The sequence below is a fragment of the Pseudoflavonifractor sp. 524-17 genome, assembly GCF_009935845.1.
GTDB lineage: Bacteria > Bacillota > Clostridia > Oscillospirales > Oscillospiraceae > Pseudoflavonifractor_A.
Genome location: NZ_QWEK01000017.1, coordinates 56,553 through 71,997 on the forward strand (window position 1 = coordinate 56,553; position 15,445 = coordinate 71,997).

A 15,445-nucleotide genomic window follows, 5' to 3' on the forward strand; every position below is an offset into this window, starting at 1 on the left:
GGAATGGTCTTGCCCTCTCTGCTGGTGCTGTTGCTCCCCTCCGGGGCGGGGATGGTGCTGGTGATCGTCATGCTGGGGTCGTTGGTCATAGGCTCTCCTTTCATCGTTCATCAAAGTTAATCCGGCGGCGGCGCGGCGGTGCGCTCTGCCGCCACGTCAGCGCCGTTCTGTCGCTCACGTTGGAGCGGGGGAAGGGAAAGTATCAGCCCCCCTCTGAGGGCCATCTAAAAGCCCTTGGAGCGCAAGGCATACAAAGTCCTAAATGTCCACGCTTCACCGCTCCGCCTCCCGGCGTTTCTGCCGGGTCTGCTCCTGCTGGTGTATGGCAGCGTCGGCGTTCCGCTTCACCTGTTGGAGTTTCCGCAAATCGTCCCGGATGGGCTTGTATTGCTCATACTCGGCTGTGTACTCCTGGTGAAGCCGCGCCTGTTCCTGTTCCCACGCATGAACGGGGATTTTACCAGCAGGGGAACGATGCTTGTCCAGCTTGCGGCGGGCCATGTGGAACGTCCGCAACTCGCCCTCATGCTCCCTCTCGAATTTTTCCCTCTTGCCCTTCCACTTGATACCCTGCAACTCGTCATAGATGGGCTTGGTGTCCCGGTAGAGGTCAACAAGGCGAAGCAGTTCCTTCAATTCGTTCAGACGTTCATGCTTCGCTTTCATGGACGTGTTGATGGCCTCCGCCCGCTCACCCTGGGCGGCAATATGGGCCTCCAAATCTTCCAGCGTGTCGATGCCCCTCTCGGTCAGAAAATTGACGGCCTCGGCAAAATCTTTGAGGTTCCCAATCTTGGCGTTGCGGCTCCATACTCCGGCGTTCCGGCCCTCATAGTAGTCGGTCAGCAGGGCGGCAAGGGTCGGGGCCTGGGGCTGGCTCAATTCTTCTTTTACGGCCTTTATCCAGTCTGTCAGGCCGGCAATTTTCTTCCGAATGTCCCGCAGAATGTTGTTGGCCTTTTTTATCCAGCGGTTCAAATCGCCCTTGTCGGTGGTGATGCCCTTGGCCTCCATCTGGCGGACGGCCACGCCCTCATGGACGGTGGGCAGCAGGTCAAGGCCCTGCCGCTCATAGGAGCGGTGGTCGATGCGGCACGTCAGCCCCTTTTCCTCAAACTTGGCATTGACCATAGCGGCCCACGCCTCCCGCCAACGTTCCAGCGTTTCCGGGCTTCCCCAATCGGTGGTAGGAACAGCGTCAAAGAGGGGCTTGCCGTCCTCGCCCATGATGCGGTTCCCGTCCTCGTCCAGATGGTAGACACGCCGCTGCTTAAAGCCCCATTTGCCGCTTTCCTCGATAGGACGGATAGGGCAGAGAACATGAAAGTGCGGGTTAGGAATACCGCCGTCCTCCTTGTCCGGCTGGTGGATGGCAAAGTCGGCAATCATGCCCCGGCCCACAAGCTGCTCCGAAACAAATTGTCTTGCAAGAGCGATGTTTTCCTCCAAAGAAAATTCGTTCTGCAAGGCAATATCAAAGCTGTACGCAAGCTGGGCTTTCTTGCCGCGCTCGGCTTTCTCCACGGCGTTCCAGAGGGTGGCGCGGTCTTGGTACTCGGCGGGGGCCTGGGGCGGCAGGAGAATGTCTGTGCAGACCACGCCGCCCTTGTGGGTGTAGTCGCTGACCTCGCCATAGTATTCGCTGTAAAGTTTCTCTCCGGCGCGGTAGGCAGCGGACGTGACAACGGACTGTCCCGCGCTCCGCTTGACCTGGGTGACGTGGAGATGGAACAGGGCCAATTATCCGCCCTCCTGCTGGTCGGTGGCTTGGCTCACCAGGGCGGCAACTTCCGGCAGGGAAAAGACCTTCTCCATCAAAAGAAAAAAGGCCCTCTCGCTCATGCCGCGCACCTTCGGGGCAATACTCTCCACCGCTCCGCCACGGGTGATAAGGCGGTGGTTCCGCTTCTTCCTCTCGCCCTCGGTGTAGTAGCGGATGCGGTTCTCATACCGCTGACCCCGGTGCTGGTACTGCTCCACTTTGACCTTGGCCTCGGCGCATTGTTTCTCCAATTCCTCGCGTGATTTCTTCATGGTGTTTGACCTCCTTCTTGGCAAAATAAAAGACCGTCTACCTGCTGTGTCGGGTAAACGGTCAAGGGTGACAGTATTCGGTTTTAGCCTCGCCGGAAAGGTGCAGACGCAAAGCGGGTGTACCTTTCCGGCGAGGGCGCAGGGATAGCCGCGAAGCGGCGCAAGGGGCGCAGCCCCTTGTTCGGAGCGGAGCGACGCAAACGGCCCGGACTTTCGGAAGTCAGGGCCGGGCCTCGCAGAGCGCAATTCATACATGGTCGCAGACCATGTATAGAAGTGCGCCCTTGTCCCAAGGGATATTTTCTACCTGCTATTTTTAAAAAACTATTGCAAAACACATTGCAAGTGGATATAATAAAAAACAGGGAATGAAGTTCTCCCTTGGGAAACCTAAACCGCTTGTTTAAGCTGATGACTTCTGTGATTTCAAATCGCAGAAAGCATCGGCTTTTCTGCGTATTTAGGAGGTATTTCTATGTTGACTTCACTTGCCCTTGTTTTCCTGGTGGGACTGGCTCTTGCGTCCATCTGCCAAAGGCTAAAGCTGCCACGCATTATCGGTATGCTGGTCGGCGGCATTTTGCTCGGCCCCTATGTGTTGAATCTACTTGACGCTTCCATTCTTGGCATTTCAGCAGATCTGCGCCAAATGGCCCTTGTTATCATTTTGATAAAGGCTGGCCTCTCGCTCAATATTGAGGACTTAAAAAAGGTAGGCAGACCGGCTCTGCTGATGTCCTTTCTTCCGGCAGTATTTGAGATTTTAGCATTTGTCCTTATCGCACCATTTGTGCTGCACATCAATCGAATTGAAGCGGCAATTATGGGCGCGGTATTGGGTGCGGTATCTCCTGCGGTAGTTGTTCCCAGGATGGTGCAGCTTATGGAGGAGAGATACGGAACAAACAAGAGCATCCCACAGATGATCCTTGCTGGTGCCTCACTGGACGATGTATTTGTGATTGTCCTGTTCAGTACCTTTGTCAGCATGGGGCAAGGCAGTAACGTCCAAATCATGGACTTTGTGAATATCCCGGTTTCCATTGTGTTGGGTATCCTGTTCGGCGCTGGTGTTGGATTTGTGATGGCATGGTTCTTTGACTTTAATCACTCCCACCAGCGCACGATCAGGAACAGCATGAAGGTTATCATTGTGCTGGGGGTTTCATTTCTTCTTCTTGCTGTGGAAAATTGGTTGGAGGGTATCATAGCGCTTTCTGGCCTACTTGCTATCATGAGTATGGCCCTTGTCCTCGCCATGAGAAGCGATTCTAATGTGACCCACCGTTTGCAGGAGAAATACGGAAAGCTGTGGCTTGCGGCGGAGATCATATTGTTTGTTCTTGTCGGGGCGGCGGTAGATATTCGCTACACCCTGCAAGCTGGCATTGGTGCAGTATTGATGATTTCGATAGGGCTTGCATTTCGATGCGTTGGTGTATGCCTTTGTATGCTTGGTACACAATTAGACTGGAAAGAACGGTTATACTGCATGATTGCATATCTCCCGAAAGCAACGGTTCAAGCTGCAATCGGTTCTGTTCCCCTCGCCCTGGGACTGCCCTGTGGAAATATTGTGCTTTCTGTTGCTGTCCTGTCCATCCTCATTACTGCTCCTCTGGGTGCGATTGGGATGGATTTGACATACAAAAAGCTACTAAAAAGAGAATGATTTTGTAGGTGATACTTTTCACAATCCCTTTGCCAACCGTTGTGCCTCCCTCACACGGCGCATACGCAGCTTGTTTTGCTCCCGTTCCCGGTTCCTCGCCGCCAACGCCTTTTGCGCTTTTGCTTCTTCCTCGGCGGTCAAAATAACCTCCGGCTTGGGTGGAACGAAACAGCCGATGAAGTTGAAATATATATCAACCTTCTGCCGCCTGTCCCCGGTGGATTTGTCCGCTTCATGGACAACGACTTTCTCAACAAACTCGTTGAGCATGGGGGCAGTCAGTTCGTCAAAACTGGTGTATCGCCGCACAAGGGAAACAAACCTCTGCGCCCTCATGCTATCCTCGGCCTGGGCGGTGATGCCTTCTTTCAGTTCCGCCGCCTCCTGCTCCAATGCGCTCTGCTCGGTGTCGTACTCTGCCAACAGACGGTTGAAATGCTTGTCGGGTATCTTCCCGGTGGCGTTCCCCTCGTACAGCTTCTTGATTAACTCGTCCAGTTCGGCAATCCGCTTTTCCACCTGGCGAAGCCGCTTCTTCTGCTCCTTGGCGGTCTGCTCCTGCCCCGCGCTGGCGGCGTCACGCACGATGCGGATAAACTGCTTCTCGTCCTCCCGAACGTATGCGCTCACCTCGCGGATCGCCGTCAATATCAGCTTCTCAATAGCGGAAGTTTTGATATAATGGATGGTACAGTCACGGGTCAACTGACGGTAATTCCCGCAGATATAGTAATCATCAGCGTCATAGACCTTCTTCTTGCTGGGGGATGGCTGATGGTGGGTCAGCTTGTGTCCGCAGTCGGCGCAGTAGAGAAGCCCGGTCAGCGGATTGGCGGGACGGTCTGGATAGCTGGGTTTGCGGATAGTTTTCTTCAGACGGTGGGCGAGCTGCCACGTTTCCTCGTCCACGATGGCCTCATGTGTGTCACGGAAAATCATCAATTCCTCCGGCTTGGCCTTTCGCCGTTTCTTGGTCTTGTAGTTCTCGCAGATGGTCTTGCCCAACACGGTATGCCCCATGTACTCCTGCTTTTCCAGAATGTAGCCAACTGCCGTACTTGACCAAAGGCAGGGGTCATGAAAGCCCTTGCTGTGGTCGTTCTCCGGGTTGTGCAGCTTGGCATAGGCGGAGGGTATCAGTATCTTGTCAGCGGTCAGAGCATCCGCTATGCCCTTCACGCCGTAACCCTCAATGACCATCTGGAAGATGCGCCGAACAACGGCAGCGGCTTCTTCATCCACAATCAGGTGTTGCTTGTCCTGCGGGTCACGGCGGTAGCCGTAGGGGACGCTGGGGGACACGCGCTTGCCGTCCTGCATCCGGGCCTTGAAAATGGCTTGTATCTTCCGGCTGGAATCGCGGGCATAAAATTCGTTCATAATGTTCAAAAACGGGGTAAAATCGTTATCCCCCTGCTTGTCGCTGTCGATACCATTGTTGACAGCGATGAAGCGCACGCCCTTGTCTCTGAACATGACATCGGTGTAAAAGCCGACTTTGAGATAATCACGCCCGAAGCGGCTCATATCCTTGACGATGATCGTTGCCACATTCCCGGCCTCTACCTCGGCTATCATGGCCTTGAAGCCGTCCCGGTCAAAGGTTGTGCCGCTCACTCCATCATCGGTGAAGTGGCGGACATTGGTGAAGCTGTTCCGTTTGCAAAAGTCCTCCAAAAATGCCTGCTGGTTCAGAATGGAATTGCTGGGGCCTTGTAACTCATCGTCACGGCTCAAACGCTCGTATAATGCTGTAATTTTGGCGATATTGTGTGCCATATCGTCACCTCCCAAAAGTGTGCGGATTTCTCCGTCCTTGAGATATTATCCCTTTCGGGTCGGTGACAATATAACTGGCGTTCATTTGCATCAAATTGGGCTTAATATGAAAGCGAGTCTTGCCGGAGCCGGAGCCGCCGATGACCAGCACATTTTTGTTGATATTGTACTTAGGAATTTTGTTGCGGCCTACCATGACGCGCTCCGTCTGTGTCAGGAGAATGTTCTGGTCAAATTTTGGATTGATGAACGGACGTATATCGTCTGCCGTCCCCCAGCGGGCCGATCCATACTCCCTGCCGCGGCGGTATTTTTTGGCATTTTTGGCTTTCATCCAGACCGCCGCCCGAACACACAGCGCCCCGGCCAGCCCCACCAGCAGGTCCTGGGGGTGGAAGCTGGGCAGGGGGTTGTGAGAAATCATCGCCCCCAAACTGGAGACCGCTCCCATGCCTTTTGCAATCAGATCCGCGCCCTCCGCCAGCCGGTATCCCTCGCCCGCGCGGTTGAAGAACCAGAACACAAACAAATAGGGGAAGCTGAGCAGCAGGACTCTTTTCCAGTCAAACCTCACCGCTCTACCGCCCCCTTGTCCCGGTTTTTCGCCGCATCCCGCTCCTCATTGCGCACCATTTCCTTAAAGCGGGCCAGCTCTTGCCGCAGGGACGGCTTTTCCGGGGCCCTGCGGCGCAGGGTTTTGGCGGTATATTCGGCAAAGGCGGCGTTGAGGGCATCCGCATCCCTGGCCTTGAAGAAGACCAGATACTTTCCCTGGGCCGGGTCCTTTTTCAGCGCGAAATCCACGCCGTATTTCCGGGCCACATGCTCAAAGGACTTGATATTTTTACCGGTGATCTCAATGTTCTGGACGCCCTGACCCTGCCCCACAAGCTGCTTCACGGTTTGTTTCCCGTGGTGGATGCTGGGGTTTTTGGACTGCGCCAGATAGCGTCTCATGGCCCATTTCAGCAGATCGGCGGTCAGCCGTCCGCCAGTCTTTCCCACACGGATCACCAGCGCCACGGACTTGTCCCGCACCTCGTCCTGCAAGGGGCATCCCTCCTTTTAACAGCCGGGCCGCCCCAAGAGGGGGCGGCCCGCAATCTGATGTGCGATTTTAATAGCCGGTACGGGGCAGAGTGGGCACAATGGGCTTGCCGTACACCGCTGTAACCCAGCGGGAGATGGCCTGAACCCACTTGCCGTTGTAAGTGCCGCCCACATCCGCCACGTTCACGAAGGACACGGCGGCGATGTTTTTGAGCGCGGTACACAGCAGCATGGGCTTCTCCACCTGGGCAAACCCGGCGGGGGCCTGGCCGAACACGAACATAATCTCCGTCACGCGCTCGTTGGAAGCCAGCCCCAGCGCCGCCGGGGAGGCCGCCAGGGTATAGTTCTTGGCTGTGCTCAGGCTGTCCGCCAGGGTGCGGGGCTCCCCGCCGTTGACCCGGTAGGTGATCTTATAGGTGCCGGGGAAATTGTAGGTGCCGGTGACTACGGTGTTCAGCTCCACCTGTGCGGGGAGGGTGTCCCGCCAATAAAAATTCTCCAGCCGGACGGTGGAGGTATTGGCGATGCCGGAGAAGGTGTAATTCACCGGCTGGCCCGCCATAGCCTCCTTGGGCCCAGTCTTGGTAATGGACACGCCGGTGGTCAGGCTCTTGTTGGTCACTTCAAAGCGGACAATCTGGCCCGGATGCTCCAGATAGGCGGTCAAAACGGTATCGTTGACGCCGTAATGGTCCGGGGCTTTCACCTCCCGGATGGTATAGCGGTCCAGGGGCAGGGGCTTGGAGGCAGCCAGACCCCGGCTGTCGCTCTGGATGGTGTCCACCACATTCCCGGCCTTATCGCTGATTTCAAACACCGCGCCCTCCAGCGGCGTACCGGCAGGCAGGCCGTTGGTGGGGTTATAGCCGGCGGACTTCTTGGTAATCTGGATCTGCGCAGTGATGGGCGTGTTTTTCCATGTAATTTCGGTGGTTTCACCGGGCTTCACATAGACGGTTTTGAGCTGTGTATCCACCAGATAACCCTCGTTCTCCAGCTCCCGCAGATAGACCTTTCCGGACAGCTCCAGGGTGTCGATGTAGGCATAGCCGTCCTGGCCGGTGGTGAACTGGTCCACGGGAGTCATGCTGCCGTCGTACAGCAGGAACGTGACGCCATAGATCCCCTTGCCGGTGGCGCTGTCCACCTTGTGGAGCAGGATACCGGAAAAGGGCTTGTTTTCTATGGTCAGGGTGGCAGTTTCGCCATCCTTTACCTCAAAATAATGGGGCGTATTGTCCAGCTTGAACTCTTTGGGACAATCCACCTCCACCGCGTAATAGTGGCCCGCGTTCAGCTCCTGATAGACCCGGCCCTTCGTGTCTGTGGTGACGGTCTTCACCAGTCCGCCGTCCATCTTTCTGATCTCAAAGGTGACGTTGGGAATGCGCTGGGTGCGGTCACTTTCGCTCACCTTGATGAGCTCCACACCGCCGCTCCGCGTGTTGTAAAACTTCAAAGTCTGCGTATCTGCGGGGTTGACTTGGACGGTCTGAGTGCGGGTTTCCTCGTCCATAACATAGCCAGGCAGGGGCTTGGTTTCGGTAATGACCAGTGTACCCACCACGCCGGAGATGCGGATTTCGCCGTTTCGGTCGGTGGTGTAGAGCCCCTTGCTGGAGAGATGTCCGTAATCGTCGTCCAGGTAGCTGCCGTCCGCGTAGGTAATCTGGAACTCCACGCCCGCCAGCGGCTTTCCGGTCTGCTTGTCCAGTTTTTTGATGACGATTGTGCCCTGCTTGGCGTTGTAAAAGCGGAGTGTCTGTACCTCTCCGGCCTTGATTTTGATGGACTTGGGCGTGGTATCCAGTACATAGCCCTCCAGCGTTTTGACCTCCCGTGCAGTGATAGTAGTTCCGGGCTCCAGATTATCGATCACGATGCGCCCATTTTCGTCGGTGATGAACTCGCCATTGCTGCCGCCTACCACTTCGCCGGAGCTGTCTGTCACCAAAAAGGTGACGCCTTTCAGCGGAGTTGTGGTGCCTTCGATATACTTCTCGATCACCAAAGTGGTGCTGGGCGTGTTCGTAAAATGGAGGGTCTGCGTGTCGTTGGGGTTTACCACCACCGTCTGCGTCCGGGTGGCCTCGTCGATGGTGTAGCCGGGGATGGTGGCCGTTTCCGTCACAACCAGCGTCCCAACCACGCCATGGATGGTGATTTTGCCGTCTTTATCGGTTACGTAGACGCCGTTGCTGGAGATCTGGCCGTTGGAATCCGGGACAAACTCTCCGGTAGAAGTTGTGACCTTAAAGCTAACGCCCTGTAAGGGCTTTCCGGTGAGGGAGTCCCGCTTATCAATGATCAGCGTACCGGCTTTGGAATTTTTGATCACGACAACCTGCGTATCGCCGCCCTGCCCAATGACCACATTGGTACTGGCCTTGTCCATAACATAGCCGTCTGGGGCCTTGATTTCATTGACCACATACGTGCCGGGGGCAAGGTTGGTGATTTTAATTTCACCGCTGCTGTCAGTGGTGAAAATGCCGTTCTGTGTCAGCGTAGACGTGCCAATTATGCCGTTCAACCCCACCTCGCAGCCTGCGGCAGTCGTAATTCTAAACTCCGCGCCGGGAAGGGGCTTATCTGTGGCGCTGTCCCGCTTCTGGAGGATGAGCTTGCCAGTGGGCTGGTTTTTGAAGGTCAGACTGACCGTTTTGCCCTCCTTAATTTGGATCGTCTGGGACTGCGTATCGATCAAAAATCCGGCAGGCGCTTTTGTCTCCGTGACTACCACGTTCTTGCCGGGTTTCAGACCGGTGATGCGGATTTCCCCGTGCTCATCCGTCTGAAAAACGCCGTTGCTGTCACCAATCAACGTCCCATCCGAGTAGGCCACCTTGAACTCTGCATTTTGCAGTGTGACGCTGGGGTTTGTGGCGCAGACCTTCCGGATGAGCAGCGTCCCGTCCGGGGCGTTGGCAAAGCGGACCGTGACCACGCTCTGCTCTCCGCTGTCCGCCAGGAAGATGGTTTCGGAGGACTGGATGATGGAGTAGCCGTCGGCGGGGTCCACTTCCTCTAAAATATATGTTCCCGGTTTGAGCCCCGTCCAGATGGCGGTTCCGTTCTTGCCCGTCACCTTCGTGCCGATGACCGTTCCGCCGGTGCCGGAGGTCCCGCCCAGATACTTCAGCTGGAAGGTACAGCCCGGCAGGGCCGCGCCGGTTACAGAGTCGTACTTTTCCACCGCGATTGCGTTGAGCGGCACATTTTCAAATTGGATCGTCTTGCTTTCGCCGCCCTTGAGATAAAACTCCTGGGTGGCCGGTTCCTTAATGGTAAACCCTGCGGCGGGCTCCAGCTCCGTCACCTTGTACCAGCCGGCCCGGAGATTGTCGATGACAATCTGGCCGTTTTCATCGGAGAAGAAAGCGCCCAGGCTGTTGAGCTCCCCGGTGCTGGTGCTGCCGCTGCCGTACCAGACCTCAAACTTGGCCCCCTGGATGGGACTGCCGGTCACGCTGTCCACTTTATGGATGGTCAGGGTGGGCTGCTTGTGGTTCTCAAAATAAACCGCCCTGTCCCGGTTGGGATAGAGCGTTACCAGCTGGGGGGCGGCGTCCATAAGCCACGGGGCGGGAACGGATTTTTCGCTGACCTCATAGACCCCAGGCAGGAGGTTTTCCAGCACCGCCTTTCCATCTGCCCCGGTCTTGACCTCGTTGACGCTGTGGCCGTCCGCCCCCTTGACCAGGAAAACTGTGCCGGGGATAAGGGCCCCGGTATCGGCGTCCCGCTTGTAAATGGTGAGGTTTGGGCGGCGCTGGTTCTCAAGGGTGATGGTGCTGGTCTTGCCGGGGAAGAGCTCCACATGATACTCCTTCGGGTTGATGATGTGGTCCGATACCGTAGCGGTTTCCTTTACCGAGTACACACCCGGCTCCAAACCAGAGATGTTGATCTCGCCGTTGTCATCGGTGGTGCGGTCCAGATAGTGGGCTTCGTCCTCAATTTTGGCGATACGGAAGGTGACGCCCTTCAAGCGGGAACCGCCCGAGCTGAGCTTGACCAGCCGGAGGGAGGGGAGGGGCGTATTGGTAAACACAAACTCCGCCGTCTCGTTGGGGTTCAGTTGAATCGTGCGCACGGCATCATCTACCAGATACCCCTTCGGGGCCTCCAGCTCCTTTACCTGATAGGCCCCCGGTTCCAGTGCGGAGAGGTCGATTTCCCCGTTTTGGTCCGTCACAAACTCGTTTTTGTAGCTGCCGCCCACTTTGGAAATCTCAAAACGGACGTTGGGAATGACCTTGGAGGGGTCGGTGCTGTCCACCTTGATAAGCCGCATTCCCGGCTTCTGGTCGTTGTTGAAGATCAGCTCTTTGATGCCGCCGTCGGCGGTCAGGAGCACCTCCTGGGGCGGGGCGATGAGATGGGTGGTGTTTCCCGTGTCCACCTCCACCACTCGATATGTGCCGGGCTGGAGATTGGTCAGCAGGATCTCCCCCAGGGCGTCGGTCTCATAGCGGCCGATGGAAACGGTGTCCCGGAAAATCTCAAAGGTTACGCCGCTCATGGCGGCGTGGGAGGCGGTGTCATACTTGGTGATTTTCAGGCCGGGAAGGGCCTCGTTTTTCAGCGTGTAGGTGACACATTCGCCGGTAACGACGGTGGTGGTGTAGGTCTGGGGGTCCCGCTCCCAGCCCTCCGGCGCGGCCAGCTCCTGAATTTCATAGGCCCCGGGAGCCAGCTCTGTGAAGGTATAGGAGCCGCCGGTATCCGTAGTGCCGGTATAAATCTTCCCGGACTCAATGTGCTTGATCTGGATACGCGCCCCGGCCAGGCTCTTTCCGGTGGCCCCATCCACCTTCTCAATACGCAGGTCGCCGTAAGGCGGGTTGTGGTAGGTGAGACGGGCGGTCTCGCCGGGGCGGACAGTGACGGTCTTGGTGGGCGCGCCGTCCAGCAGGTGGTACTTGGGCGGCGTGACCTCCCGGACGGTATAGCTGCCTGCCTTGGACACGGGAACGCGGACCTTGCCGCTGGGGCCGGTGGTAAAGACGCCGATCACATCCCCATCAGGGCCCTTGACCTCAAAGCTGGCCCCCTCCAGGGGCAGGTCAGTACCCTGCTCGTACTTGACAATCTCCAGTTCCCCGGACTCCGGCGGTGGACTGGGCGGTGGAGTCTCGCCGGGCGTGGGGGTATACTTGCTGACGCCGGAGCGCAGCAGGGAGGTCCTGGGATCGGTATCGCAGAGATACCGCTGGAGGTTGCCGTATTTGTCCGTCTCCTGGCACACCGCATAGAAGACGGCGTACTGGTAGACATCGGCGGAGAGGGAAAACTGGATGCTGCCGCTTTTGCCCTCCACGCTGGCGGCGGGGTACAGCACCTTGAACTGACCCTTGTAAACGCCGGAGCTGCCGGCCACATGCAGGGTCGTAATGTCCTTGTTGTCCAGGTCCACAATGCGGGTCCCCTCTGGCACCTCGCCCTGGAACGCGATATTGACGGCGTATTGGTTTACCCAGGTGTCCGAAGTGACGGTAAACACCTGCTGCAAATACGCCGCGCCGTCAATGGTCACGGGATACGCGGTCTCCTGGTCCGGCACGGCGGTGAGCCGGGGCTGGGGTACGCTGTTCCAGGCCATGCCCCGGTTGTAGATATCCACAGCGGCGGCCTTGATGCGCTCCGCCCGGTCCCGCTCCGCCCCGGTCAGGGCGGGGTTGATTGTTACCTTGGAGATGTCCCACTCCGGGATGAGATAGCACCACAGGGCGATCTTGCCCGCGTAAAACGCCTGATGGAGGCTGTCCAGCTTCAGCTCGGCGAGCCCCCGGTGAGGATAGCAGTTGGCGATGATGCCCACTACCTTGGGATCTGCCGCCTTTTCGTCGGCGAGGTACTCAATGGACTCTCCTTTTCCCACCGTCTGGGGGACGCCATAGAGATTCGGGTTGACGCAGTAGGCAGGAATCTCCTTTTCCTCGCCCGTCGCTTCGTCTGAATAGAGAAAGTAGGTGTATTCCTGTGTCTGCACCCTTCCATTGACAGCCAGATAGGCCATAGGGTAGCCGCCGCTGTAGATGTCCACTTTGCCGAGGGATTCCTCTGGTGTGCTGGCAGCCTGAACCACAGGGCAAAGCAGAGAGAATAGCATCGACAGAGCAAGAATTATGCTGGTCAATCGCCTCATTTACATACCTCCCTAAAAACAGAATGCAGCCCGGCCGTTTTGTGAACGGTCGGGCTGCTGTGAGATAGGGGCATGTTAACGCCCCTGTACATTATATTTGGTATATAGGAACTTTCCGTCCTTGAATACATCCCATGCCTCTACTGCGAAGGACGCCCCCGGCGCGGAGTAAAATACCTGGGTGAGCTGCTCCTCCTGCCAGGGCCAGAAAGGCTGGACGCCTTTCGTATCGGTGATACTCAGTTGCAGCCGGAGGAAAGGAACGCCGTTTTTATCCAGCTTTACCTTGCCGTCCTCCCACAGCATGGGGCAGTTGGGAACGCAGTTGTAAATCGTATACTGCATCCGCCGGGTTTCATAGAGATTGCGGATAAACAGGCGGTCTCCGTGCTCTGTCTGAAAGTGCCGGACCTCCGCCTTGGGCAGCTCCAGCTCCGGAAGCTGGCTCCAATCGTAAGTGGGTGCAGGCAGGGAGGCCAACGGTCCGGAGGCAAACATGCTTTTATCATAGAGGCTCATGTCCGTAATCTCATAGATAGTCCCGTCGTCGCAGAGCACCTTATCGCCCTCCTTCAAAACCAGCCGTTCGTCGGACTGGGGGATGGTGATCACGCCGGAGGTCTGGGCTGGGGTAGGCACGGGGGCAGGCGTAGGAGCCGGAACCGCTTCCATGTACGGGTTTTCGCTGTCAATATGGACGCTGTTGGTGGTCCCGTCATAGGTGACGTTGAAATCCACCGCCCGGCCCACGTCCCGAAGCTGTACGTAGTTGTGGCCGTTGATGGCGTAGGCTTCCAAGTCCACCTTCATCCCGTCCACGTAGAAGGTCTGCGCGGACGGCTCCGCCAGCAGGCCCGCCGCCGCTGCCATTGTACCGCCGAAGCAGAGCGCGCCGCACAGAAAGCCGAGGAAAAACTGGAATCGTTTCATTGCCGTTACCTCCAATATTTTATGTGTAAATTATCCCATAATAAATATACTATAAAATACTAGATATGTCAATCGCTTTCTGCGCGGCTTGGGACTTAAACTTCCGTTCCCTTCACACACCAGCGGTAGGCGCTCTCATTGCGGACGCAGGTGTAGAGGGTAATTTGGTTGTCCGAGGCGGCGGCGGTGCCGCTGGTGTCTGTTTCCTTGACCTTGGAAACACTGGTGACGGCATAGGTGCGGGCTCCCAGCTTGGTAGTCAGGGTAATGGTGTCCCCGATGTTCAGGGTATGGATTTTGCCAAAATGGTTGGTCACGCCCCGATTATGCCCCGCAAGAGACACATTTCCGGCCCAGATGCTGGTGCCTGTGAAATGGCCCGCGCCCTTGGCCAGCGCCGCGCTGCCGGTGCCCTCGTAGATTTTGACGCGCAGCCCCAGGGTGGGAATGTCCAGCGTCCCCAGGCTCCCGTTGGCGTAGTAGAGGCCGGAAGTGACCGCAGTAAAGCCGGTGGTAACGGACGGCCCGCCGGGCTCCAGCTTGGGATAGGTGATGATCACCTCGGAGCTGCCTGCCGCCGCAGAAGAACCGGCGGAGGGCGTTTCCGCTCCGCTGCCCACGGCGGAGGTCCAGCCGCCGTCCAGCCCGCCGGGGACCAGATTGGGCGTCAGGGGTTCGCCGCTCTGGGGCAGATAGCTGGTGGGTGTCCCAAAACCGGGCGGGATCAGTGCGGCATCCTTGCTCCGATCCACGTTGACCGCCTGTTCCTGGCGGACCACCTCCTGGCTGGTGGGGCGCGCAGACAGAGCGTTCGCCGGCGGGTCCACGCTGTACTCCAGCGCACTGGCCTGGGCGGTGAGCAAGCCTGCAAAGGCTGCTGCCAGCATCATGGTTCGCAGGGCTCGTCTCATGCGGAGATCCCTCCCCTCGTTTTCCGGGCCAGCCATAACGCCGCCCCGATGAGCGCGGCCCCGCCGCCCGCAAAAGCCAGCAGGGGGAGCGGGTTCGTGCAGCCGGTATCTTCCGTGTGATTGCTGTCCTCAGCCGGAAGCTGCTCGGGCTCCGGGGTGGGCTCCGGCTCAGGCTCAGGGGCCGGGGGTTCCTCTGCCGGGAGTTCCGTGCCGCCGAAGACGGCGGTATACGTCACCACGTCACAGCCCGCCTTGGCCACTTGGCCGGTGTAATTGGCGGTGACGGTGTAGCCGGTGGCGTACCGGCTGCTGGCCGTGCCGGTGTAGGTGGCGGAGGCGGTGTAGTGGGCTCCGTCGCTGGACCACTGGACATCCGCCAAAGTCAGCGTCCGGCCGTTCTCCGTGACCGTCTTGGGCACCAGGGACAGATCCGCGTCGGACAGGTTGGGATAGCTCCGGGCGGCGGACAAGTTCCTGGTTTTGGTGGCGTAGCCCTTGACCTGAATGTGAATCGAGGTGTGGTCCAGGATCAGCGTTCCGGCGTAGCCGTCCTCCGTGGTCACTTCCCGCTGGCCATCCAGCAGCTTCAGCACCTCCGGCAGCTCCCCGGTGCGGCTGTCTATGGTGACGGTCTCCGTATGGGACCGGGTGTCCACCCCCACCTCGTCCCGGCGGGTCAGGTCCAGCAGGTGATAGCGTAATCCGTCCCGCTCAAAATCCCCGGTGGGAATTCCAGCGGGGTCGTCGGTCAGGGAGAGCTGGTACACCTTGCGGATGCGGGGGCTGTCTCCCTCCATGTAGGTCTCCACCGAATTGGGGTAGTGCTGCTCCGCCGCCAGCGCCGGGGGCGCGGCTGCGCTCACTGCCAGCGCCGCCGCACACAGCAGCACGGCGATTCGTTTTTTCATCATGCGT

At 57.9% G+C, this 15,445-nt stretch carries 10 protein-coding genes and 1 riboswitch; of the genes, 1 reads left to right on the top strand and 9 read right to left on the bottom strand.

Translation table 11 applies throughout. The features are described from left to right. Positions 1–273: 273 nt before the first annotated feature. Both mobQ and D1159_RS07630 read right to left on the bottom strand, forming a co-directional pair. Positions 274–1,740 (bottom strand): MobQ family relaxase, encoded by a 1,467-nt coding sequence (gene mobQ, locus D1159_RS07625; protein ID WP_161845083.1) that lies wholly within the window; start codon positions 1,738–1,740, stop codon positions 274–276. Then, complete coding sequence (locus D1159_RS07630; RefSeq protein WP_161845084.1) at positions 1,741–2,034, bottom strand: DUF3847 domain-containing protein; 294 nt, start codon at positions 2,032–2,034, stop codon at positions 1,741–1,743. A gap of 355 nt (positions 2,035–2,389) precedes the next feature. Continuing rightward, a riboswitch (Fluoride riboswitch) is annotated at positions 2,390–2,462 on the top strand. Positions 2,463–2,509: 47 nt separating this feature from the next. Here D1159_RS07630 and D1159_RS07635 point away from each other — a divergent pair. Then, positions 2,510–3,706: a cation:proton antiporter gene (locus D1159_RS07635; RefSeq protein WP_161845085.1), complete on the top strand. Its 1,197-nt coding sequence runs from the start codon at positions 2,510–2,512 to the stop codon at positions 3,704–3,706. An 18-nt stretch (positions 3,707–3,724) separates the two neighbouring features. On the opposite strand, the gene D1159_RS07640 is transcribed toward D1159_RS07635, so the two are convergent. From D1159_RS07640 to D1159_RS07670, 7 genes are all read right to left on the bottom strand, one after another. After that, positions 3,725–5,485: a recombinase family protein gene (locus D1159_RS07640; RefSeq protein ID WP_161845086.1), complete on the bottom strand. Its 1,761-nt coding sequence runs from the start codon at positions 5,483–5,485 to the stop codon at positions 3,725–3,727. Positions 5,486–5,489: 4 nt separating this feature from the next. Further along, positions 5,490–6,059: a type IV secretory system conjugative DNA transfer family protein gene (locus D1159_RS20190; RefSeq protein WP_347563651.1), complete on the bottom strand. Its 570-nt coding sequence runs from the start codon at positions 6,057–6,059 to the stop codon at positions 5,490–5,492. Further along, entirely contained in the window at positions 6,056–6,535 is a 480-nt protein-coding gene (locus D1159_RS07650) for a PcfB family protein (protein WP_161845087.1), read from the bottom strand. Before D1159_RS07650 ends, D1159_RS20190 begins: the two co-directional genes overlap by 4 nt. Positions 6,536–6,602: 67 nt before the next feature. Further along, positions 6,603–12,689, bottom strand: a complete 6,087-nt coding sequence (locus D1159_RS07655) for a SpaA isopeptide-forming pilin-related protein (RefSeq protein ID WP_161845088.1) — start codon at positions 12,687–12,689, stop codon at positions 6,603–6,605. A gap of 75 nt (positions 12,690–12,764) precedes the next feature. Next, positions 12,765–13,619: a hypothetical protein gene (locus D1159_RS07660; protein WP_161845089.1), complete on the bottom strand. Its 855-nt coding sequence runs from the start codon at positions 13,617–13,619 to the stop codon at positions 12,765–12,767. Between the two features lie 95 nt (positions 13,620–13,714). After that, the gene (locus tag D1159_RS07665; protein ID WP_161845090.1) at positions 13,715–14,530 is read right to left on the bottom strand and encodes a class D sortase; all 816 of its coding nucleotides are present in this window, start codon (positions 14,528–14,530) and stop codon (positions 13,715–13,717) included. Continuing rightward, the gene (locus tag D1159_RS07670) at positions 14,527–15,441 is read right to left on the bottom strand and encodes a hypothetical protein (RefSeq protein WP_243152173.1); all 915 of its coding nucleotides are present in this window, start codon (positions 15,439–15,441) and stop codon (positions 14,527–14,529) included. Before D1159_RS07670 ends, D1159_RS07665 begins: the two co-directional genes overlap by 4 nt. Positions 15,442–15,445: the final 4 nt, after the last annotated feature.